The organism is Oleiphilus sp. HI0043 (assembly GCF_001634935.1).
This window is the reverse complement of sequence record NZ_LWEY01001733.1, coordinates 1-21,485: the sequence shown is the minus strand read 5'-3', so window position 1 is coordinate 21,485 and position 21,485 is coordinate 1. Positions and strand designations below refer to the sequence as shown.

The 21,485-nt window shown below is 40.5% G+C and carries 19 protein-coding genes; 6 read left to right on the top strand and 13 right to left on the bottom strand.

Features of this window, described 5'->3' with window-relative positions; genetic code table 11:
- The 12 genes from A3729_RS26490 to rpmH form a co-directional block, all read right to left on the bottom strand.
- The coding region (locus tag A3729_RS26490; protein WP_068634454.1) for a FoF1 ATP synthase subunit a at positions 1–655 on the bottom strand (655 nt) is incomplete at its 3' end.
- A 37-nt stretch (positions 656–692) separates the two neighbouring features.
- A complete protein-coding gene (locus A3729_RS34715) occupies positions 693–1,097 on the bottom strand; it encodes a F0F1 ATP synthase subunit I (protein ID WP_068507305.1) in 405 nt (134 codons plus the stop codon).
- A gap of 331 nt (positions 1,098–1,428) precedes the next feature.
- On the bottom strand, positions 1,429–2,295 hold the full coding sequence (locus A3729_RS26480) for a ParB/RepB/Spo0J family partition protein (RefSeq protein ID WP_068507307.1): 867 nt from the start codon (positions 2,293–2,295) through the stop codon (positions 1,429–1,431).
- A gap of 66 nt (positions 2,296–2,361) precedes the next feature.
- The gene (locus A3729_RS26475) at positions 2,362–3,162 is read right to left on the bottom strand and encodes a ParA family protein (protein WP_068507309.1); all 801 of its coding nucleotides are present in this window, start codon (positions 3,160–3,162) and stop codon (positions 2,362–2,364) included.
- A gap of 44 nt (positions 3,163–3,206) precedes the next feature.
- Complete coding sequence (gene rsmG, locus A3729_RS26470; RefSeq protein WP_156490478.1) at positions 3,207–3,857, bottom strand: 16S rRNA (guanine(527)-N(7))-methyltransferase RsmG; 651 nt, start codon at positions 3,855–3,857, stop codon at positions 3,207–3,209.
- A gap of 35 nt (positions 3,858–3,892) precedes the next feature.
- Positions 3,893–5,788 carry a tRNA uridine-5-carboxymethylaminomethyl(34) synthesis enzyme MnmG gene (mnmG, locus tag A3729_RS26465; protein WP_068507310.1) on the bottom strand — a complete coding sequence of 632 codons (1,896 nt, stop codon included), beginning with the start codon at positions 5,786–5,788 and terminating at the stop codon, positions 3,893–3,895.
- 348 nt (positions 5,789–6,136) lie between these two features.
- Positions 6,137–8,008, bottom strand: coding sequence for an MFS transporter (locus tag A3729_RS26460; RefSeq protein ID WP_068507312.1), 1,872 nt, complete (start codon positions 8,006–8,008; stop codon positions 6,137–6,139).
- Positions 8,009–8,068: 60 nt separating this feature from the next.
- A complete protein-coding gene (gene mnmE / locus A3729_RS26455) occupies positions 8,069–9,445 on the bottom strand; it encodes a tRNA uridine-5-carboxymethylaminomethyl(34) synthesis GTPase MnmE (protein WP_068507313.1) in 1,377 nt (458 codons plus the stop codon).
- A 17-nt stretch (positions 9,446–9,462) separates the two neighbouring features.
- Positions 9,463–11,142, bottom strand: a complete 1,680-nt coding sequence (gene yidC / locus A3729_RS26450; protein WP_068507314.1) for a membrane protein insertase YidC — start codon at positions 11,140–11,142, stop codon at positions 9,463–9,465.
- Positions 11,143–11,179: 37 nt separating this feature from the next.
- A complete protein-coding gene (gene yidD, locus A3729_RS31160; RefSeq protein ID WP_082865167.1) occupies positions 11,180–11,434 on the bottom strand; it encodes a membrane protein insertion efficiency factor YidD in 255 nt (84 codons plus the stop codon).
- A 52-nt stretch (positions 11,435–11,486) separates the two neighbouring features.
- A complete protein-coding gene (gene rnpA / locus A3729_RS26445) occupies positions 11,487–11,888 on the bottom strand; it encodes a ribonuclease P protein component (protein WP_068507316.1) in 402 nt (133 codons plus the stop codon).
- A 3-nt stretch (positions 11,889–11,891) separates the two neighbouring features.
- Entirely contained in the window at positions 11,892–12,026 is a 135-nt protein-coding gene (rpmH, locus tag A3729_RS31155; RefSeq protein WP_082865166.1) for a 50S ribosomal protein L34, read from the bottom strand.
- Between the two features lie 581 nt (positions 12,027–12,607).
- Between rpmH and dnaA the strand changes: the two genes are divergently transcribed.
- From dnaA to A3729_RS26415, 6 genes are all read left to right on the top strand, one after another.
- The gene (dnaA, locus tag A3729_RS26440; RefSeq protein WP_068507318.1) at positions 12,608–14,038 is read left to right on the top strand and encodes a chromosomal replication initiator protein DnaA; all 1,431 of its coding nucleotides are present in this window, start codon (positions 12,608–12,610) and stop codon (positions 14,036–14,038) included.
- Between the two features lie 81 nt (positions 14,039–14,119).
- Complete coding sequence (dnaN, locus tag A3729_RS26435; protein ID WP_068507320.1) at positions 14,120–15,223, top strand: DNA polymerase III subunit beta; 1,104 nt, start codon at positions 14,120–14,122, stop codon at positions 15,221–15,223.
- Between the two features lie 80 nt (positions 15,224–15,303).
- On the top strand, positions 15,304–16,572 hold the full coding sequence (locus tag A3729_RS26430; RefSeq protein WP_068507323.1) for an AarF/ABC1/UbiB kinase family protein: 1,269 nt from the start codon (positions 15,304–15,306) through the stop codon (positions 16,570–16,572).
- Positions 16,573–16,629: 57 nt separating this feature from the next.
- Positions 16,630–17,760, top strand: a complete 1,131-nt coding sequence (recF, locus tag A3729_RS26425; RefSeq protein ID WP_068507325.1) for a DNA replication/repair protein RecF — start codon at positions 16,630–16,632, stop codon at positions 17,758–17,760.
- Positions 17,761–17,788: 28 nt separating this feature from the next.
- A complete protein-coding gene (gene gyrB / locus A3729_RS26420) occupies positions 17,789–20,212 on the top strand; it encodes a DNA topoisomerase (ATP-hydrolyzing) subunit B (protein ID WP_068553028.1) in 2,424 nt (807 codons plus the stop codon).
- Complete coding sequence (locus A3729_RS26415) at positions 20,205–20,858, top strand: TetR/AcrR family transcriptional regulator (RefSeq protein WP_068507328.1); 654 nt, start codon at positions 20,205–20,207, stop codon at positions 20,856–20,858. The genes gyrB and A3729_RS26415 overlap by 8 nt, the downstream gene beginning before the upstream one ends.
- 107 nt (positions 20,859–20,965) lie before the next feature.
- Here A3729_RS26415 and A3729_RS26410 read toward each other — a convergent pair whose 3' ends face one another.
- On the bottom strand, positions 20,966–21,265 hold the full coding sequence (locus A3729_RS26410; protein ID WP_068634453.1) for a 2Fe-2S iron-sulfur cluster binding domain-containing protein: 300 nt from the start codon (positions 21,263–21,265) through the stop codon (positions 20,966–20,968).
- Positions 21,266–21,485: the final 220 nt, after the last annotated feature.

Below are 21,485 nucleotides of genomic sequence, written 5' to 3'. Positions count from 1 at the left end.
TAGCTAATAGACCGACTAATTCCATAAATAGGTTCACAGGGATAAACGCCCAGTGATTGAAAGGGTGCATGGTAAGCTCTTTAGTAAAGCCACCAATACCTTTAATCTTGATAGAGTAGTAAAGCATTAGGATGAATACACCTAAAGCCATACCTAGTGTGATGTTAGGGTCTGTTGATGGAACAATCTTCTGATAACCAACGCCCACAAATGTAAGCAACCATGGCACTAGATCAACCGGGATCAAGTCCATTAGGTTCATGAAGAATACCCAAACAAAGATTGTTAATGCCAAAGGAGCAATAAGTGGGTTACGTCCATGGAACATATCTTTAACGTTACCATCAACGAAATCGACAATCATTTCGATAAAGTTTTGGAAGCGACCAGGTACACCGCTAGTTACCGATTTGGCAACGGAACGGAAGATCATGCAGAAAATAACACCTAAGCCAAATGACCAAAGTAAACTATCTACATGAAATGCATTGAAACCCATTGCAGCAGCTTCTTCGCCACCGTGAGCCATTGTCCAAGTTGCTTCTTGTAGCGTTGTGCCATCATAACGAACAGTACCAGCAGGAAGCTGGCCGAAAGTTAGGTTACTTAAGTGATGCTGAATATATTCAGTGGTTGTTAGACTATCGCCTGCCATAGTTAAGGGCCTACATTATAGAGTTAAAAATTCTAAATTATGCTTTGTGTGAGTTCGGCTTACTTACTAAGAGAGCCGAGAAACAGTTCATCACTAAAACACTGATAAAGGTGGAGTAAAGTGCTAAGTAATCCAGAGGCTCTACAAACTTGAATATAAGTCCGAAGCTCAGTGCAATGATTACTAATTTGGTGCTCTCACCTTTATAAAAATTTATAACTATTTTTTGGATTGACCGAGCGCCACTGTACAAAAACGCTTTAACACCAAAATATAGTTGTGGGATAACAAATATAACCCCACCCAATAGCGAAGAGTATGCCGCAACGCTTCCGCTAACTAAATAGTACCCTGCGCAAATGACACTCGTAAGAGCCATCTGAGCAATAAAAATCTTGTAAATCGGCGGCTTATTTATGTCAGCCTTTTTTCTACTGTTCATTAATCTTGCCTACTACATTGCTACCTTTTGATGTCACTGCGCTGTAGTTAGCAGATATCTTCCTTAATTACCTTCGACTTAAGATACAGCCATTAAGTTGCTGTTCTTTTAAGACATTTTGTTATCGTTAGCTCTTGTTTTTATTTTTCTTTAGTCTTATCGAGTCGCGGCGCTTAACATTCATTCTCGCCAATTTTCTTCTTCGGCCTAATCAGGCCTCTCGAAGCGTGGCAGATTATAGGGGTTATAATCTGTGCATTCAACCGCTCTAGGGATGAATATTCACTTAAGTTACAAAAAAGAATCGATTATTTTTCGATCAAGTTAGATTTCACTTGATATGAGTCAAAATTCCATCTAACTCATCAAGAGAATTATATTTAATCACTAGCTTACCTTTGCCTGTATTTGAATGCTGAACACTCACTTCTGCACCTACTTTTTCAGATAGATCTTCTTGTAAGCGTGATATATCGGCATCGGGTTTTGGCTTAGCTGCTTTATTTGTAGGCTTGTCTTCTATTAGGCGACGGACGAGTGCTTCGGTCTGTCGTACTGAAAGCGACTTCAACTCAACCTGACGAGCCACAATTATCTGTCGCTCGGTATCTAACGATAACATCGCTCTGCCATGGCCCATCTCCAAGTCGCCATGCTCTAGCATCAACTTTACTTCATCTGTTAGGTTGATCAGGCGAAGCAAGTTAGTCACGGTTGACCTCGATTTACCAACGGCTTCAGCTACTTCGCTTTGGGTAAGTTCAAACTCATCTTGCAAACGCTGTAAAGCGGTGGCTTCTTCCATTGCATTAAGGTTTTCACGCTGAATATTCTCGATAAGCGCCATTGCAACAGCCGCATCATCTTCAACATCACGAATAATTGCGGGGACTTTATCGAGCTGAGCGATTTGTGCTGCCCGCCAACGCCTTTCGCCCGCAATAATTTCATAGGAGTCTTCGCCACGAGAACGAACCACTATCGGCTGCATAATACCTTGCTGTCGAATTGACTCGGCGAGCTCTTCGAGTGCATCAGGATCCATGTCACGACGAGGCTGATATTTACCTCGTTTTAGAAACTCAACTGGAAGTTGCTTAAGGTCTCCATCGTTTTCAACTTCTTTTTTAAAGTCGACATTTGAGCCCTTGAGTAAAGCGCTTAAACCTTTTTCCCCTAAACCTCGTTTCTTTGCCACGTATTTTCCTACTCACTTAGTAACGCTTGATGATGACCTTTAAAAGTCATGAGCTTAATTATTGTTTTATGCTTCAGCCAAGTCGGCTTTTTTTGCTGCTGCTTTGTTCTTTCTGACGATTTCACCGGCCAATGCCAAATATGCAATCGCACCTTTTGAAGCTTTGTCATAATGTAATGCTGACATACCGTGACTGGGTGCTTCCGCTAGTCTTACATTTCTTGGAATTGCGACTTTATATAGCTGTTCACCGAAATATTCCTGAAGTTCATCAGATACATCTCTGGTTAAACTATTCCTTGGGTCATACATAGTACGAAGTATGCCGGAAATTTCTAACTTCGGATTGATGGTTTCTCTAATCTGCTCAACCGTATTCATTAATGCGGCCAAGCCTTCTAGCGCATAATATTCGCATTGCATTGGAATGATAACGCCGTCCGACGCTGATAAGGCATTAACGGTTAGCATATTTAGAGAAGGAGGACAGTCGATCAAGACGAATTCATAATCATCACGAATAGATTTTAAGGCTTGCTTCAGTCTATGTTCACGGCCAATCTCATTAAGGAGCTCGACTTCCGCTGCAGTCAGATCGCCATTGGAAGGAATAACATCGTATTTACCAACGACTGAACGCGTAATGACCTCTTGAACATCGGCCTTTTTGGTCAGTACATCATAGGCCGTATATTCAATTTCATTCTTGCTGATCCCGCTACCCATAGTTGCGTTTCCCTGCGGATCAAGATCAATAAGGAGAATTCTGCGTTTGGTCGCAGCCAGCGATGCAGCAAGATTTACAGTGGTGGTCGTTTTTCCAACCCCCCCCTTCTGGTTAGTAATCGCATAGATTTTCGCTGGCACTGTGTAACCCTCACTTATAGACGCTTTCAATAGCAATATGCTTATTACGCTGAAGTTTTCTCTATGATAATTAAATGCCTGTCCTCTTCACAAGCGGGAACACATAACTTAATTGCGTTTTTAACATGATAATCTATTGGCAGTGCATTAATCTCATCTTTTGGATGCAAACCTTTCATTGCTAAAAACTCACCCTTTTCAGTAAGTAAGTGCTTACATAGTTTTACCATATTATCTAGCGCTGTAAATGCGCGTGACATAATTTGGTCAAATTGTTTATCCTGCGCAACACTCTCTACACGTCCATGCACTATTTCGATATTGGCTAGCGAAAGTGTAATCTTACTCTGAGTCAAAAAGCGTGTCTTTTTACCATTGCTGTCGACCAGCAAAAAGCGCTTTTCTGGAAACAAGATGGCCATCGGTATACCGGGTAATCCAGGGCCGGTACCGATATCAGCGATGTCCTGACCTTTTATATAAGGAGCAATGCTAAGCGAGTCGACCAGATGTTTAATCAACATTTCTTCCGGGTCACGAATAGCCGTCAGATTGTAGGCTTTATTCCATTTGATCAATAACTCTAAATAGTCGAGTAAAAGGCCATTCTGCTCTTCATTTAGAGTAATACCTATTTTTTCTGCCGCGTCGCTTAGAATATTACTAAAGTTGGCACGTTGCGATGCATTGATCACGTCTATTCTCTTTTAAGATACGTGAAGTGCCGAAATCAGGCACTTTCATGTTTGATTGATTTAGATAAAGATTTTTTCTTCAGATATATGAGTACCAATGACACAGCAGCCGGTGTAATTCCCGGAATTCTAGATGCCTGGCCAATTGTTTCTGGTTTAACCTCTAATAGTTTTTGCTTAATCTCATTGGATAGACCAGAAATTCCATCATAATTGAAATCGATTGGCAGCTTGGTTAATTCATTCTTTCTTAAACGATCAATCTCATCCTGTTGACGACTGATATAACCATCATACTTGGTTTGTATTTCAATCTGTTCAGCAACAGCATTAGAAATTGTTGGATCACCGTTTATTTCAGCAATACTTTGATAATTGATTTCAGGACGCTTTAGCAAGTCACGAAGGCTGTATTCTCTCGAAATAGGTCGATCAAAATATTTGTCAGCAATCTTCCCACCTTCTGAGCCAGGTTGCACCCAAGTTGTTTTTAGACGCTCTGTTTCTTTCTCGATTGCTTCGCGCTTGCTTGAGAATTGTGACCAGCGCTCATCGCCTACAAAACCTAAATTACGTCCGATCTCAGTTAACCTTAGGTCAGCATTATCTTCGCGTAGTAACAAACGGTATTCAGCACGGCTTGTAAACATACGGTAAGGCTCACTGGTTCCTAGTGTAATCAGATCATCAACCAGTACTCCGATATAAGCTTCATCTCGACGAGGGCACCAAAGCATATCACCACTTGCTTTCAACGAAGCATTCATACCAGCAAGTAAACCTTGGGCACCGGCTTCTTCATAACCAGTTGTGCCGTTAATTTGGCCAGCGAAAAACAAGTTCTCGATAAACTTTGTCTCTAGGCTTTGTTTCAAGTCTTGAGGGTTAAAGAAATCGTACTCAATTGCATAACCAGGCCGCGTAATATGTGCTTTCTCGAAGCCCTTCATTGAACGCACTAAGTCAATTTGCACATCAAAGGGCAAACTAGTTGAAATGCCGTTTGGATATAACTCATGCGTTGTCAGCCCTTCAGGCTCGACGAAAATCTGGTGGGAGTCTTTATCTGCAAAACGATTAATTTTATCTTCAATAGAAGGGCAGTAACGTGGGCCTGTTCCTTCTATGATGCCTGTAAACATGGGTGAACGATCAAAACCTGAGCGAATAATCTCATGCGTACGTTCATTAGTATGGGTTACATAGCAAGAAATCTGTTTTGGATGTTGTTCAACTGTGCCGGTATAAGACATTACCGGTAAAGGTGTATCACCTGGCTGTTCGTCCATTACGCTAAAATCAACTGAACGTGCATCAATTCGGGGCGGTGTACCCGTTTTTAAACGGCCAACACGAAAAGGCATTTCTCTTAAGCGTTTTGCCAATGCTATCGACGGTGGATCTCCCGCACGTCCACCTGAATGGTTTTCTAAACCAATATGAATAACACCGCCTAAAAAGGTTCCAGTTGTCAAAACAACGGTCTTTGAATGGAAGCGAACTCCCATATTGGTGACAACGCCACAAGCCCGGTCATTTTTAACAATCAAGTCATCAGCCGATTGTTGGAAAATATCCAGGTTTTCCTGGTTTTCCAGGGTTTCTCGAATTGCGGCTTTATATAAGATTCTATCTGTTTGTGCGCGTGTAGCTCTTACCGCTGGCCCTTTACGGCTATTCAGCACTCGAAATTGAATACCCGCCAAATCGGTTGCTCGTGCCATAGCACCATCTAGAGCATCGATTTCTTTAACAAGATGACTTTTACCAATACCACCAATTGCTGGATTGCATGACATTTGACCCAGCGTCTCGATATTATGCGTAAGTAGAAGGGTTGATGAGCCGCGACGCGCTGCGGCTAAAGCAGCTTCAGTCCCGGCATGTCCACCACCAATAACAATAACATCGTAATGTTTTGCGAAATCCACCTAGCATCCCCAGTCAAATAAAATAGCCGCGCATTATAAAGATTTGAGTGATAAATAGCAGCCTTTATCGTTTATTTTTTATACAGTTTTGCACTTATGACTCAAATTTTGAGTGTCTTAAAATAAATCTGTGTTCTTAATGTAAATAAATGAACATTCACTCAGTTTTAATGAATTCAAGCACTTATCACACGATTATAAAGAAGTTATCAAACAACTTATCCACAGGCACATTAATTTTAAACTTTAACAAAACACTATAAGCATTTGTTAAATAAAGATATATTGAATTTAACTCTTAAACCATAAGTTAGAGGCTAAAGTTATCCACAGCTTGGCATAAGTGCTCTATTGAACATTTCCTCTTAAGTGCATAACTTTCGATTGCAACAATTCGGCGCTTACTAGATCTGGATTAAGTGGTTTATCAGCAATTACCCTTACCTTAGACCAGAAACGTTTAGGACCTTTCGAAAAGGCAGCTCCATCTTTATGGCTAAAAACACTTCCCCAAAGGCCTTGTAGGGCCATCGGCACTACTTGGACAGGATCACGCCCGATTATTATTTCAATGCCAGTTTTAAACTCGTTGATATCGCCAGTTCTTGTCAGCTTACCTTCCGGGAAAATACAAATTATCTCTTCATTGTTTAGTGCTTCAGATATTGACTCGAAAGCTTGATCATAAATTTCTTGATCCTGATGCGCAGGCGCGATTGGAATGGCTTTGACCGCTCTGAAAAACCAAGCTAAAAATTTGTTTTTGAAAATATTATGATCCATCACGAAGCGCATAGGGCGTCTACATGCACCGGCAAGTATGAGCGCATCAACATATGATACGTGATTACAAACCACTACTGCTGCACCTTCGCGAGGAATATTATCCAAGCCTTCGTGGCTGACTCGGTACATGGTATGACCTAATATCCATATACAAAAGCGAATCGCAAATTCATCTACTTGATAAAATATGTATAGGCAAACAACGAAATTCATTATGGATAAAACCAGGAAGAATTCTGGTATTTCAAGACCTAGCATTCCCAGTAAGATCATTCCTGTGATAGCGCTTCCCACCATAAACAAGGCATTCATAATGTTAATCACAGCGATGGTTCTCGCTCTAAAAGCCGGTTCCGCTCTTTCCTGGACAAAGGCATAAAGTGGGACGATAAAGATGCCTCCTGAGATACCTATACCGATCAGATCAATCAACACTCTAAAAGAACCTTCAGCGTTTAGGAATGTAAGCCAAGTGTGGATAATTTCAGGTTGATGAGGAATTGCGCTATAAAGATCTACACCAAATAGGCTTAATCCCAACGCGCCAATCGGTACAATACCCAACTCAACCTGTGATGAAGACAGTTTTTCACAAAGCATCGAGCCAAGTGCAACACCAATGGTAAATACCGCCAATAGTAAGGTGACGAGTGAGGAGTCCCCCAACAAGACTTCTTTCGAGAAGTTAGGGAATTGCGTTAAATAAGCTGCACCTAAAAACCAAAACCAGGAGATTGCCGCAATTGCTAAATATATCGGCCGGTGCTTTCTTGCTTCGACAATTAGAGAGTGGGTAGTTTTAATAGGGTTATATGAGACTGTTATATCAGCTTGGCTCGGTGGGGCCAAAGGTATTGAACGGCTACTAAGATAACCGAGCAATGCAAAAAACACGACGGCACATGCTGTCACAATCAGAAAGCTATCTAATTGCATGATGATACCAGCGCCAATAGTACCCAAAAGAATCGCAACAAAAGTGCCCATGCCTATCAGCGCATTGCCACCGACCAATTCTTCTGACTTTAGGTGTTGAGGGATGATGGCATATTTTGCAGGTCCAAAAAATGCTGACTGCGTTCCCATCACAAATAGTAAAACCAGGAGCAGGGAATACCACTCCATCAACAAGCCTAATGCTGCCACCGACATAATAAGAATTTCAGCAAACTTAATTTTTCGAATTAGGCCTGATTTTTCATATTTATCGGTAATTTGGCCAGCAATAGCAGAAAAGATGAAGAAGGGCAGAATAAATAGACCTGCTGCCAGGTTAAGAACCGTATCAGCATTCATACCTAAGGCATCCGATGCCTTGAATGCGATGATCAGCATTAGGGTATTTTTATAGATATTATCGTTAAATGCCCCCAAAAACTGGGTAGCGAAAAAGGGGGCAAATCGTTTGCTTTTCAATAAGGCCGATTGACTCATCCTTGTCTCCTGTAACTAGTTTAAGCAAGCCAACAGTATAGAGCTCTGATCAGTCGCTAGCTACTTTCCAATACAGAAACTACTGAAGATTTCACCAAGAAGGTCATCGGGCCTGAACTTACCGGTAATTTCCCCTAGATTATCTTGGGCAATACGCAGCTCTTCGGCTAATAACTCGCCGGCATTGAGCTCTGTTAGCTGTCTTCGACCAAGATTTACAGCATCCAAAGCACGATTTAAGGCATCTAGGTGCCGTCTGCGTGCAGTAAATGTACCTTCATTATTAGCCTTATAACCAACGCACTCTTTAAGGTGATCTTGTAGTAAGCTTAAGCCTTGTTTTTGCTTAGCGGATAAAGAAATAAGTGGGAATTCACCAAGCGAAGCAGTCGATGGGGCTTCTGACGTTTTATCCACTTTGTTTCGAACAATTGTTATATGGTCCTGATTATCGAGCTTTTCCAAAAACTCTGGCCATAGCGTGTCTGGTAATGAGTCAGAGTTTGATTCAATAGATGAAGCATCAACAACTAAAAGAATTCGATCAGCTTGTTCAATTTCCTGCCAAGCTCTATCAATACCAATCTGTTCAACTTTATCAGTACTTTCTCGAAGCCCTGCCGTATCAATAATATGTAAAGGCATTCCATCAATATTGATCTGCTCTTTAAGCACATCACGTGTAGTTCCTTCAATATCAGTCACAATAGCTGAATCGCGTCCTGCTAAAGCATTCAGCAAACTAGACTTACCTGCATTTGGACGACCGGCAATTACCACCCTCATTCCTTCAGTTAGTAGTGCCCCTTGATTCGCATTATTGATTAAGTCATTCAAGGTATCAATCAGAGTATCAACTTGCTCCAGGACATGTGACTCAGAAAGAAAATCAACTTCTTCTTCAGGGAAATCAATTGCTGCTTCCACGTACATTCGGAGTTTAATCAAGCCGGATACAATGGCATCAACTTGCTGAGAAAAGTCCCCTTGTAGGGAACGCAAAGCAGAACGAGCAGCCTGCTCGGAAGTACTGTTTATCAAGTCAGAAATAGCTTCAGCCTGAACCAGATCCAGCTTGTCATTAAAAAAGGCGCGTTGAGAAAATTCTCCCGCTTCTGCTAAGCGAGCACCATTCGAAACGATGGCTTTTAACAAAAGATCCAGAATGACCGGGCCACCATGAGCTTGGAACTCAACGACGTCTTCACCGGTAAAGGAGTGGGGACCTTTAAAGTACAGGGCAATTCCCTGATCTAAACGTAAACCATCTGGATCATAGAAATCGCAATAATGTGCATATCGATTCTTAGGCTCAAAATGAACCATCAGTTTAGCGATATCTAAGGCTTTTGGGCCTGATACCCTGACAATTCCAACTCCGCCACGACCTGCCGCCGTAGCAAGAGCTGCAATAGTGTCTTGATAATATTCACTCATATCAAGAACAGGGTAGATTAAGCGTTAGCTTTTTCGATTTGTCTGGTAATTACCCACTGCTGTGCAATCGACAGAATATTGTTTACTAACCAGTAAAGAACTAGCCCTGAAGGGAACCATAAGAAGAAAACAGTCATTACAACAGGCATAATCTTCATGATCTTAGCTTGCATTGGATCAGGCGGAGATGGATTTAGCTGCATTTGGATAGCCATACTTGCACCCATCAGAATCGGCAGAATGAAGTAAGGATCCATTACCGATAGATCGTGAATCCAGAACATAAATGGAGCATGGCGTAATTGAACACTCTCCATCAAAACCCAGTATAAAGCGATAAATACAGGCATCTGAACAAGAATAGGCAGACAACCACCAAGAGGATTAATTTTCTCTTTCTTATAGAGCTCCATCATTCCTTGAGACATCTTCTGACGATCATCGCCATACTGTTCTTTTAAAGCTTGTAGCTTAGGTGCTACCCGACGCATATTCGCCATAGAACGATAACTTGCAGCCGACAACTTGAAGAACAAAGCCTTAACACAAACAGTCACTAGAATAATTGCAAAACCCCAGTTCAATACAATGCCATAGAAGAAATCAAGCAATAGGAATAGTGGCGTTGCTACCCAGAATAACCAACCAAAATCTACGGTTAAATCAAGGTTTGGTGCAATAGCTTCCAAACGCTCCATAATCTTTGGACCAATATATAACTGTGCAGATGTCGTCTTGGTTTCTCCTGGAGCGACTTCGATTGCAGGGCTAATAAAGCCCATCAAATATCGACCGCCTTTCACGCGTGTTTGATAAGTATGAGTAACGCCATTATCTGGGATCCAGGCACTTAGGAAGTAATGCTGAATAAATGCAACCCAACCACCATGAATTTGTTCATTGATAGGGGAGTCAAGCATGTCTTCAAAGTCATATTTCTCGTAAGGTTTTTCAGCGCTTGAAAGCGCCATTCCCAAAAATGACTGCATACCCATACTATTTTGGCTCGATGGGTCAGAGGAACGATCTCTTACAATCTTTCCAGACAGGTTTGCCTGCCAGTTATCATTAGTCTTGTTATTAATGATATAGCTGACATTAATCAGATAATCATTGCGCTTGAATTCATAACGCTTAGTAATTGATACACCATCATCACTTTCAAAATTAAGGTCTATTGAAAGGCTATCTTGTCCTTCTTGTAACTCGTATGAAGAAGATGATGATGAGTAAATAGGAGCTGGGCCGTTTTTAGAGGAATCATATCCATTTTTTCCAAATAGACCACTTTCAACAACGTAATGTCTACCATTACCACTTTCCAACAGCGCCAGTGCTTCTTCTGAGCCTAAGCTAACTTTATGCTGAGGCATTTTTGCCGAAATAACATTACCGCCTTTAAGATCAAGATATAAATCTAATACATCTGTTTTGATATGAACGCTTGACGATTGTTGCGAGGTGGAATTCTTTGTTTGGGCTGTGCTATCAATACTTGCAGCAGCAGACTCAGGTACAGTAAATTCAGAATCTTCGCTACTTTCTGCAGAAGTACTTAAACCAATAGACTCTTGTGGAATGGCTTGTTTAACTGCGGTTTGCGATGCTTGCTGGCCATAATCTTCATTCCAGGCAAGTATCAACATATATGATACAACTGCTAAGCCAACAAAAATAATGCTACGTCTAAGATCCATAATAATTCACTACCGTAAATATCTTATAAAGATAGAGTTATAAAGGTTTTGATTGTTTATCTGAGGAGGATTTTGTCTTCTTTTCCGGTACAGGGTCGTGTCCACCTTCACAACCCGGATGGCATCTTAACACACGATGTACTGCAAGAAAGCTTCCTTTAAATATACCGTGAATTTTTACAGCTTCGAGGGCATATTCAGAGCATGTTGGATAATATCGACAAGAAGGGCCGAGTATAGGACTAATACAGAGTTGATAAGCGCGAATTAGACCAATGATAACTTTTCTCATCATGGTTCTCAGCAAAATTATGTCCTTACTAACACTTTTCAGCAGTCAGTAGTTACGAAGTCCGAGCTGACTTAGTCTTCTTATCAGACTTATTTTGAGATGTTTTACGAACTAACTTACGCCACAGATAGTCTAGTTCTTGAGTGCATTCTTTGCTGCTAGATAAATCAGCACCTTTCTTTGCAAGAACAATAATATCAAGGTTTGGAAGCGAACTACGCTTAGTCCGAAACGATTCTCGTAATAAGCGTTTAATTCGGTTCCGTTGTACAGCGAGTTTTACGTTCTTTTTAGCAACGATTATTCCGAGTCTGCTATCTGAGTTATTCAGGCTTCTAGTCAACATCAAATAATGTTTACTGGAAACTCGTATATCAACAGACTCAAAAACATCACTATAATCACTCGATTTTAGTAGCCGAGTTGATTTAGGAAACTTAAAACTGGAGTACAAGTTTTATGCACTTAGTTCTTTACGGCCTTTAGCACGACGTCGGTTCAAAATCTGACGACCACTTTTAGTTGCCATACGTGCTCTGAAGCCATGTGTACGCTTACGCTTAAGTACGCTAGGTTGGAATGTTCTTTTCATTTCCAGTACTCACAATAAATAGGGTGAAAAAAAATTGGAGCGAGATTGTAATTGTTTAGGCAAGATTATTCAATCCATATTCTCATTTTTATTTAAAGTTTATCTTAGGTCTTATCTTTTCCCATCCCTTAAATAATATTATTTATATATTCTCTTCTTATACTTATGTTCTATTAAGGGGAGCAATTTCTGTTGATAAGAGAGTAAATTCCTTTAAAAACATTTATTTAAGTCTTTAGTAAGTATAAGGGAAAAGTTAGGAAAAGACGTGATTATCGATTGAATAAAACTTGGATAAATCAGAGATTAATTTATACACATTTTTATCCTTGGGTTTATCCACAATTTATTTCTACTACTTTTTGCAATAATCGAGCACTAAAAAAAATTAGCTGTAAAATTGTGCACAAGCTTGTGTGTAAAGTTATTAATTATTTGAAATATATATATAAAGTTATTAACAGGCGGTTTATTAACCTAAAAAATAGCGCTAGTAGTTACGACGTTTTACCGTTAAAATTCACCTTAATAAAAACGGTTGTATTTCCCCCTCTTTCTAAATAATAGGAATAAAGTACCAAGTGCAAACTGAAGTCTGGTCTGAGTGCTTAGAAAAGCTAAAAGAAGAATTGCCTAGTCAGCAATATAATACTTGGTTAAGGCCGCTTCAGGGGGAGTGTGTTAACGGTATACTTCAATTATATGCACCGAATAAATTCGTATTGGATTGGGTTAAAGAAAAGTTCTTACAGCGTATAAACGAATTACTTAAAGATATGGGGCATGACAAAGTCATTTCTTCCGTCAATCTAAAAATTGGCAGTCTTAAAGAAGCTGATAATAGTACAAAGCTTAAAACTGAAGACAACAGAAGAAAGCCTAGCCCTGCTTCACCTAACCAACATAGTTCTCATAAGCCTCGCGAAAGTGGTCTGTCTTCATCGAAACCTGTTGAACGGCGGGTTGAAGTTGAAGGTTCAATTATAAAACACCAAAGCTTTTTAAATCCTAATTTTACTTTTGATACTTTTGTAGAAGGTAAATCTAACCAGTTAGCACGCGCTGCTTCTGTCCAGGTAGCAGAAAATCCAGGCGGAGCTTATAACCCTTTATTTCTTTATGGTGGTGTTGGTCTGGGTAAAACTCACTTGATGCATTCTGTCGGTAATGAAATCGTTAAGAAGAATCCTAATGCTAAGGTGGTTTACCTTCATTCCGAACGATTTGTTGCCGATATGGTTAAAGCTCTGCAGATTAATGCGATCAATGAATTCAAGCGATATTACCGATCTGTTGATGCTTTGCTAATCGATGATATTCAATTCTTTGCACGTAAAGAGCGTTCGCAAGAAGAGTTTTTCCATACTTTTAATGCCTTATTAGAAGGCGGTCAGCAAATGATATTGACCTGCGATCGCTACCCTAAAGAAATTGATAATATGGAAGAACGTTTGAAGTCTCGTTTTGGCTGGGGACTTACCGTTATGGTTGAGCCGCCTGAACTAGAAACCCGTGTTGCAATTTTGATGAAAAAAGCAGAGCAGACTAAGGTTAATCTTAGTAGTGAATCGGCTTTCTTTATTGCTCAAAAGATTCGCTCCAACGTTCGTGAGCTAGAAGGGGCTTTAAAACTAGTTGCTGCCAATGCTCATTTTACAGGCGAAGAGATTACTCCGGTTTTTATTCGTGAATGTCTAAAAGACTTGCTTGCTCTACATGACAAGCAAGTTAGTATAGAAAACATACAGCGAACTGTTGCTGAGTACTATAAAATAAAGGTAGCAGATTTGTTATCGAAGCGGCGTACCCGTTCAGTTACCAGACCCAGACAGATGGCTATGGCGCTTGCAAAAGAACTAACCAATCACAGCCTGCCTGAAATAGGCGATGCTTTCGGTGGCAGGGATCATACGACTGTTTTACATGCTTGTAAGAAGGTTGTTGAATTGAAGGATAATGACCCAGGTATTCGAGAAGACCACCATAACTTTATGAGAATTTTAACGACTTAAATAAGCGTTGGGTTCTCTTTAATTACTCATATACATGATAAATTACTAACAATACTCTAGATCTAAAAGAGCAGATAAAAAATGAAATTAACTATTACTCGTGAAGAAATCCTAAGTCCTCTTCAAATTATTTCGGGTGTTGTTGAGCGAAAGCAAACCATGCCTGTGCTTTCGAATATTTTGCTTGAAGCAGAACCAGGTAAAGTAGAATTAACCGGCACCAATATGGAGGTTGAGTTAGTTTGTACGCTTAATAGCGCCGCAGTCGAGACTGCTGGAAGAATTACCTTGCCTGCACGTAAGTTAGTAGATATTTGTCGCTCTTTACCAAATGATGCAGTGATTGAGCTAAGTCTGGAAGGTGAAAAGATGCACCTTCGTTCCGGTAAGAGCCACTTTACCTTAGCAACCTTGCCAGCAGATCAGTTTCCGAATACTGAAGAGTCTCCTCACGATATTGCTGTGAGTTTCATGCAGCGTGACTTTAAACAGATGCTTGATGCGACTTCTTTTGCGATGGCGCAACAGGATGTTCGCTACTACTTAAACGGCATGTTGTTAGAGCTAGGTAACCGTTACGTTCGTTTAGTTGCAACGGATGGGCATCGTCTCGCACTTTCATCTCTAGCAACAGATCTTGAGCGCGATACAGACAAGCAGGTGATTGTACCGAGAAAAGGTATTATTGAGCTCGGTCGTTTGTTATCTGACTCTGAAGACGAAGTGGTGCTTTCTATCGGTGAAAGCCATATATATTCACAGATAGGCAATTATAGATTCACTTCAAAATTGATCGATGGAAAGTTCCCTGACTATAACCGTGTTATTCCTAAGGGTGGTGACAAGGTTATGTATGCGGATAGAAGTTCGCTTAAGGATATGTTTACGCGAGCAAGTATTCTTTCACATGAAAATATTCGAGGAATTCAATTACATTTGTCTGAGAATCAATTGCAGGTGTTTGCTAATAATCCAGAGCACGAACAAGCTGAAGATTGTTTGGAAGTGGATTATCAGGGTGAAGATTTACAGATTGGATTCAATGTTAGCTATCTAATTGATGTTATGAATGTTTTGTCGAGTGAAAATATTCGAATGACGCTATTGAATGCAAATTCATCGGCTTTGATAGAGTCTTCAGAGAATGATGGAAACTTATACGTAATCATGCCGATGCGCTTATAGAGTAGGGCAGGGAAGACTCTAACAGGCGCTTCTTCATTATTAGCGTTGTAATTCAGATAGTAATATAAAAGGACAAAGCGATGGGATTGTTTACAGATACATTGAAGGGAACTTTTCGTATTGGTCAGACTACAGGCATTCTTGCTAAAACAGGTGCTCAATGGTTAATCGGTAAACGGCCACCCAATCCCAAGTTATTAAGATCTATTTTTGAAGACTTAGGTGCTACCTATATTAAGTTAGGGCAGTTTATCGCAAGTTCGCCTACTTTCTTTCCTCAAGATTACGTTGAAGAATTTCAAAACTGCTTAGATCGTACCCAGCCTTTTTCTTTTTCTGTGGCTCGAAAGATTATTGAAAATGAATTAGGTAAGCCTTTGAGTGCAGTTTATTCTTATGTTGACCCGGTTCCTTTAGCATCCGCTTCTATTGCTCAGGTTCATGCTGCCAAGCTTGTATCGGGTGAAGATGTAGTGATCAAAATTCAAAAGCCAGGTGTTGAGAATGTATTGCTTACAGACCTTAACTTTCTCTATGTCTCAGCGAGAATTATTGAATATCTGGCACCAAAGCTATCATGGACATCTATGTCTGGTGTCGTTGAAGAAATTCAGCGCACAATGATGGAAGAGTGTGATTTTATAAAAGAAGCAAATAACCTAGATGAGTTTAGCGAGTTTTTGCATAGTGCTGGCCACGAGGATGTTTGCGTTCCTAAAGTTTATCGAAGCGCTAGCTCGAGACGAGTTCTGACAATGGAACGTTTTTATGGTGTATCGCTAACTGATTTGGATACAATTCGTAAATACTGCTCCGATCCCGAAAAGACATTGATCACAGCAATGAATACCTGGTTCTCTAGTTTGACGCAGTGTGCCTTTTTCCACGCTGATGTTCATGCAGGTAACTTAATGGTTCTCGAAGATGGTCGTATCGGCTTTATCGACTTTGGTATTGTAGGTCGTATTAACCCTGGCACCTGGGAAGCTGTTTCAGACTTTATATCAGCGATTATGATTGGAAACTTTGAGGGTATGGCTGATGCGATGATTCGCATTGGTGTCACAGATAAAGATGTCATTGTTGATGACTTAGCAAACGATTTACGTCGAGTGTTTAATAAACTAGATGTGATGGTCCCCGATACAGCGATGTTCGAAACGCAGGGTGAAGATGATATTAATAATGTGCTAATGGATATGGTTAAGGTTGGTGAGCAGAATGGTATCCACTTCCCTAGAGAATTTGCTTTGTTATTAAAGCAATTTTTGTATTTCGATCGCTATGTTCATATATTAGCGCCTGAGCTAGATATGTTTGTTGATGATCGACTGAATATGCTTCATTAGAATATGGCACATCATTTATGGTTCTATGTCCTTTTTCGTAGAGCCTTTAGTTAATTTATGTCCTTATCGTCAATATCAATAAAGAGCGTTCGAAACCTCCACGATCTGAGTGTTTCTTTTAGTAAGTCTTTAAATTTTATCTGGGGCGAAAATGCATCGGGTAAAACCAGCTTACTTGAGTCAATTTATTTACTCTCTACAGGGCGCTCTTTCCGTACCCGCCATATCGATAATATTATAAATAGTGACGCCAAGAGTAGAGAGCTGATTGTCTTCGGCAAAGTTAATACCTCAAAGCAAAATGAAGAAGCTACGCCCATTGGTGTCAGAAAGTCGACCCTCCAGGGTTCCGAGATTAAAATTTCCGGCCAATCAATAAAGAGTGCAGCAATTCTAGCGAAACTAACACCGGTTCTGATGGTTGAACCTCAAAGTTTCGATTTACTTACTGGTCCTCCAAAAGTTAGACGGCAGTTTATAGATTGGGGAGTGTTCCACGTGGAACATGAATTCTCTTTTTTGTGGAACGATTATATTAATTGTCTAAAACAGCGGAATAGTCTACTCCGAACTGCTAAAATAGACCTACTTCAACTAAAAGTATGGGATAAGCGTATATCGCTCTTAGGAGAGCAAATAACGCAGCATAGAATCGAATTTATGGATAGGTTTCGAGTTACCTTCGAAACTGTATTGGCCGGACTGGGTTTAAACGAACAAAGTGAGATAGGATTAAAATACTTTCAAGGCTGGGATAAGAGTAAAAGCCTGGCAGAAATGTTAGACCAAAATCGTTCGAAAGATATAGAAAAAAAGTATACCCAGTATGGACCACATCGGGCTGATCTTAAGCTTAGAATAAGTGGTAAGAATGTGAGTGAATTTTTATCTCGTGGGCAACAGAAGTTATTGATAATTGCCTTATATATCGCTCATGTAAAATGCCTAAAAGAATTAAACGATTCGCAGACTCTCGTCTTGATAGACGATATTGCCGCGGAGCTAGATAGTAAGAATATCGATATAATTCTCTCTAATTTGTTAGAGTTGGACGCACAAGTAATGTGTACAGTTTTAGATCGAGAGATACCCCGAGATTATTTAGATAAGCATCGGTCAGATTGTAAAATGTTCCACGTGGAACATGGCCGTATTCATGAATATGATTATCAAGAAAAACAAATATAGTACCTGAAATATTAGGAGCAAAAGCTGAATGAGTGAAACTGAAAATAACTATGATTCTTCAAGTATTAAGGTACTAAAAGGCTTAGACGCGGTAAGAAAAAGACCAGGAATGTATATTGGTGATACCGATGATGGTACCGGTCTTCATCATATGGTTTTCGAAGTTGTTGATAACTCGATCGATGAAGCGCTTGCTGGTCATTGCGATACGATTGATGTTGTTATCCATCTTGATAATTCAATTTCGGTATCTGATAACGGGCGTGGTATTCCTACAGAGATTCACGAGGAAGAGGGGGTTTCTGCAGCCGAAGTTATTCTGACAGTATTACACGCTGGTGGTAAGTTCGATGATAACTCCTACAAAGTATCCGGTGGTTTGCACGGTGTTGGTGTATCGGTTGTAAATGCTTTATCCGAAAAGCTTAAGTTAACGATACGCAGAGAAGGCAAAATATACGAGCAAGAGTATACCCACGGTGTGCCTGATTACTCCCTTAAAGAGGTGGGTCATTCTGAGACGACGGGAACGATGGTGACCTTCAAACCAAGTTCAGAAACTTTCACTCAGACTGAGTATCACTATGATCAACTCGCAAAGCGCTTGAGAGAACTGTCATTTTTGAATTCCGGCGTACGGATTCATTTAAAAGACGAACGTAGTGATAAAGAAGACCTATTCGAATTTGAAGGTGGTTTATCGTCATTTGTTGAGTACTTGAATCATAACAAAACGACTGTAAACGACATGTTCCACTTTAATATTATGCATGAAGCAACAGGGGTTGGCGTAGAAGTCGCTATGCAGTGGAACGACACTTATCAGGAAAACATCTTCTGCTATACCAACAATATTCCACAGCGAGACGGTGGAACGCATATGGCGGGTTTCCGTGGTGCACTAACTCGTACATTGAATAACTATATCGAGAATGAAGGTCTAGGTAAGAAAGAAAAGGTTTCAACAACAGGGGACGATGCGCGAGAAGGCTTAACCGCAATTGTTTCGGTTAAAGTTCCCGATCCAAAGTTCAGCTCGCAAACTAAAGATAAGTTAGTATCGAGCGAAGTAAAGACAGCTGTTGAACAAGAAATGGCTGCTAAGTTTGCAGACTATTTGTTAGAGCAGCCACAACAAGCCAAGAACCTGGTTGGTAAGATGCTTGATGCGGCAAGAGCTAGAGAAGCAGCACGAAAAGCGAGAGAAATGACTCGACGTAAAGGTGCGCTAGATATTGCTGGTTTGCCTGGGAAATTGGCAGATTGTCAGGAGAAAGACCCAGCGCTTTCCGAACTATACATAGTGGAGGGTGACTCAGCGGGCGGATCAGCCAAACAGGGCCGGGACAGAAAAACACAGGCAATACTGCCACTGAAAGGTAAGATATTAAACGTTGAAAAAGCACGCTTTGATAAGATGCTATCTTCTGCAGAGGTTGGCACCTTAATTACAGCCTTAGGTTGTGGTATTGGGCGAGAAGAGTACAACATCGAGAAACTCCGTTATCACAGCATCATTATCATGACTGATGCGGATGTCGATGGTTCTCATATTAGAACCTTATTATTGACGTTCTTTTTCCGTCAGATGCGAGAGATTATAGAACGTGGTCATATTTTTATTGCTATGCCTCCTTTATATAAAGTTAAGAAGGGCAAGCAGGAGCAGTACCTGAAAGACGAAGCTGCCTTAGAACAATACCTGACCCAGTCAGCTTTAGATGATACTCATTTATATGTTGATGAGGGAACACCCTCAATCTCTGGCCAAGGTTTAGAAACCTTAGTTGGTCAATATCGTGAAGTAGAAACCATTATTTCTAAGCTTGCCCGTTCTTATCCGTTACTTGTACTGGAAACTTTGCTTAAAGTAAGCGCGCTGAATAAAGAAGATCTTAAAGAGAAAGCGAAAGTTTCGGCTTGGGTTGAAGAAATACAGCCTTTGCTTGGTATTGATACCAAGACAGGTATGAACTATGTATTTGGTATTTCTCACGACGAAGAAAAAGACCTGTACTTACCAAAAGTTGATGTATTTGTGCACGGTATATCAACTGAGTATATCTTCAGTGAAGAGTTCATTGAGTCAGCTGGTTATGAAAAAATTGTCACGATGGCGAAGTCTCTTGAAGGTATTTTCAGTGAGAATAGCTTTATTAAGCGTGGTGAAAAACAGTTTGCGATCACTGATTTTAAGCAAGGTTTAGAGGTTCTAATGAAGGAAGCTCAGCGTGGTCTTTATATTCAGCGATATAAAGGTCTAGGTGAGATGAACCCTGAGCAGCTCTGGGAAACAACGATGGACCCAGAAAGTCGCCGTATGATGAAAGTAAATATCGAAGATGCGGTTGCCGCTGATCAGATCTTTACGACCTTAATGGGTGATGAAGTTGAACCAAGACGAGACTTTATTCAGACAAATGCTTTGGAAGTAACAAACCTGGATGTCTAGTTCTAAGTCCCAAGGTGACGCCTCAATTAGTGCTGAAAGTAAGCCATATCACCATGGTGACTTGAAGACGGCATTAGTTGAGTCAGCTAAAGACATATTAAAAATTAAAGGCGTAGATGCTCTATCTTTAAGAGCCATTGCCGCAGAAGTAGGGGTGTCGCATATGGCACCTTATACTCACTTTAAGAACAAGAAAGAGCTCTTACAAGCTATCGCTGCATCAGGCTTCGATGACCTAACTAAACGCTTGATAGATATTAAGAAGAGCTATACTGATCCATGGGATTTGGTATTTAACTACGGCGTCGCCTACGTTCAGTTTGCCGTAGAAAACCCTGCAATTTATAGACTAATGCTGAGCCAGGCTGATACTGGTGGTCGTCGAAACAAGCTCGAAGCCTCAGCGAATCCAGAGATATCCCCTGTCCTCGAAATTAGTTCTCAAAAGCCTTTTAAAATACTTAGACAAGCATTTGAGCATGGCAATGTTGAGTCCAAGCATGTAACGGCTAGAGCCCTGAGTGCATGGTCGATGGTTCACGGCATGTCAGCTTTAATTATTGATGGCCATATTCGTATACCTGGGGATATGAGCATTAGTGAATTCTTTGCTCAGGCAGTTTCACCGAAAATGATGAAGTTATAATTAATTGATCTGATTCATTGATGGGGTAGGGAAGGACAAACTCTAGTTAAAATTAGGTACCAGTTTGAAGACCTTAACCGGTACCTAATTTGGCTTTTGGGTTTTCTTTATATAGAGATCTCTATATCGCTTGTTGGAAAAGCAACGCATGAATGAATCCAAGAAAATTTACGATCTGATTTACGTAGCTTGGATTCATGAGGGTTAAATACTTCTCCGCTTATTAGCTTAACGCGACATAAACTGCACTCACCAGAGCGGCAAGCATTCTCGGTGCTTAGGCCATAACGTTCGAGACTATTCAGCAGAGGTTCACCTGACTTTGCAACAAAACTTCCTTTACCTTGTACTGTGATAGTTACCTCTTTTTCAATAGAAGTATCGTAAGCGTCTAGCCAAGCACACATAATACCAAACCCAACAATTAATTACGCTAGTTCCAAAATTCACAAGGAACTAGCACATGACTAAAAAGAACACCAAGAAAGCCAAACACGACTGGCCAAGTATCTTCGATTATCAAAAAGAGAGCGGGTTAACNGTTGCAGAATTCTGCTCCATACATAAAATCAGCACCTCTTCGTTCTACCTCAATAAGCACCGACGCTCGACAGGCAATAATTTTGT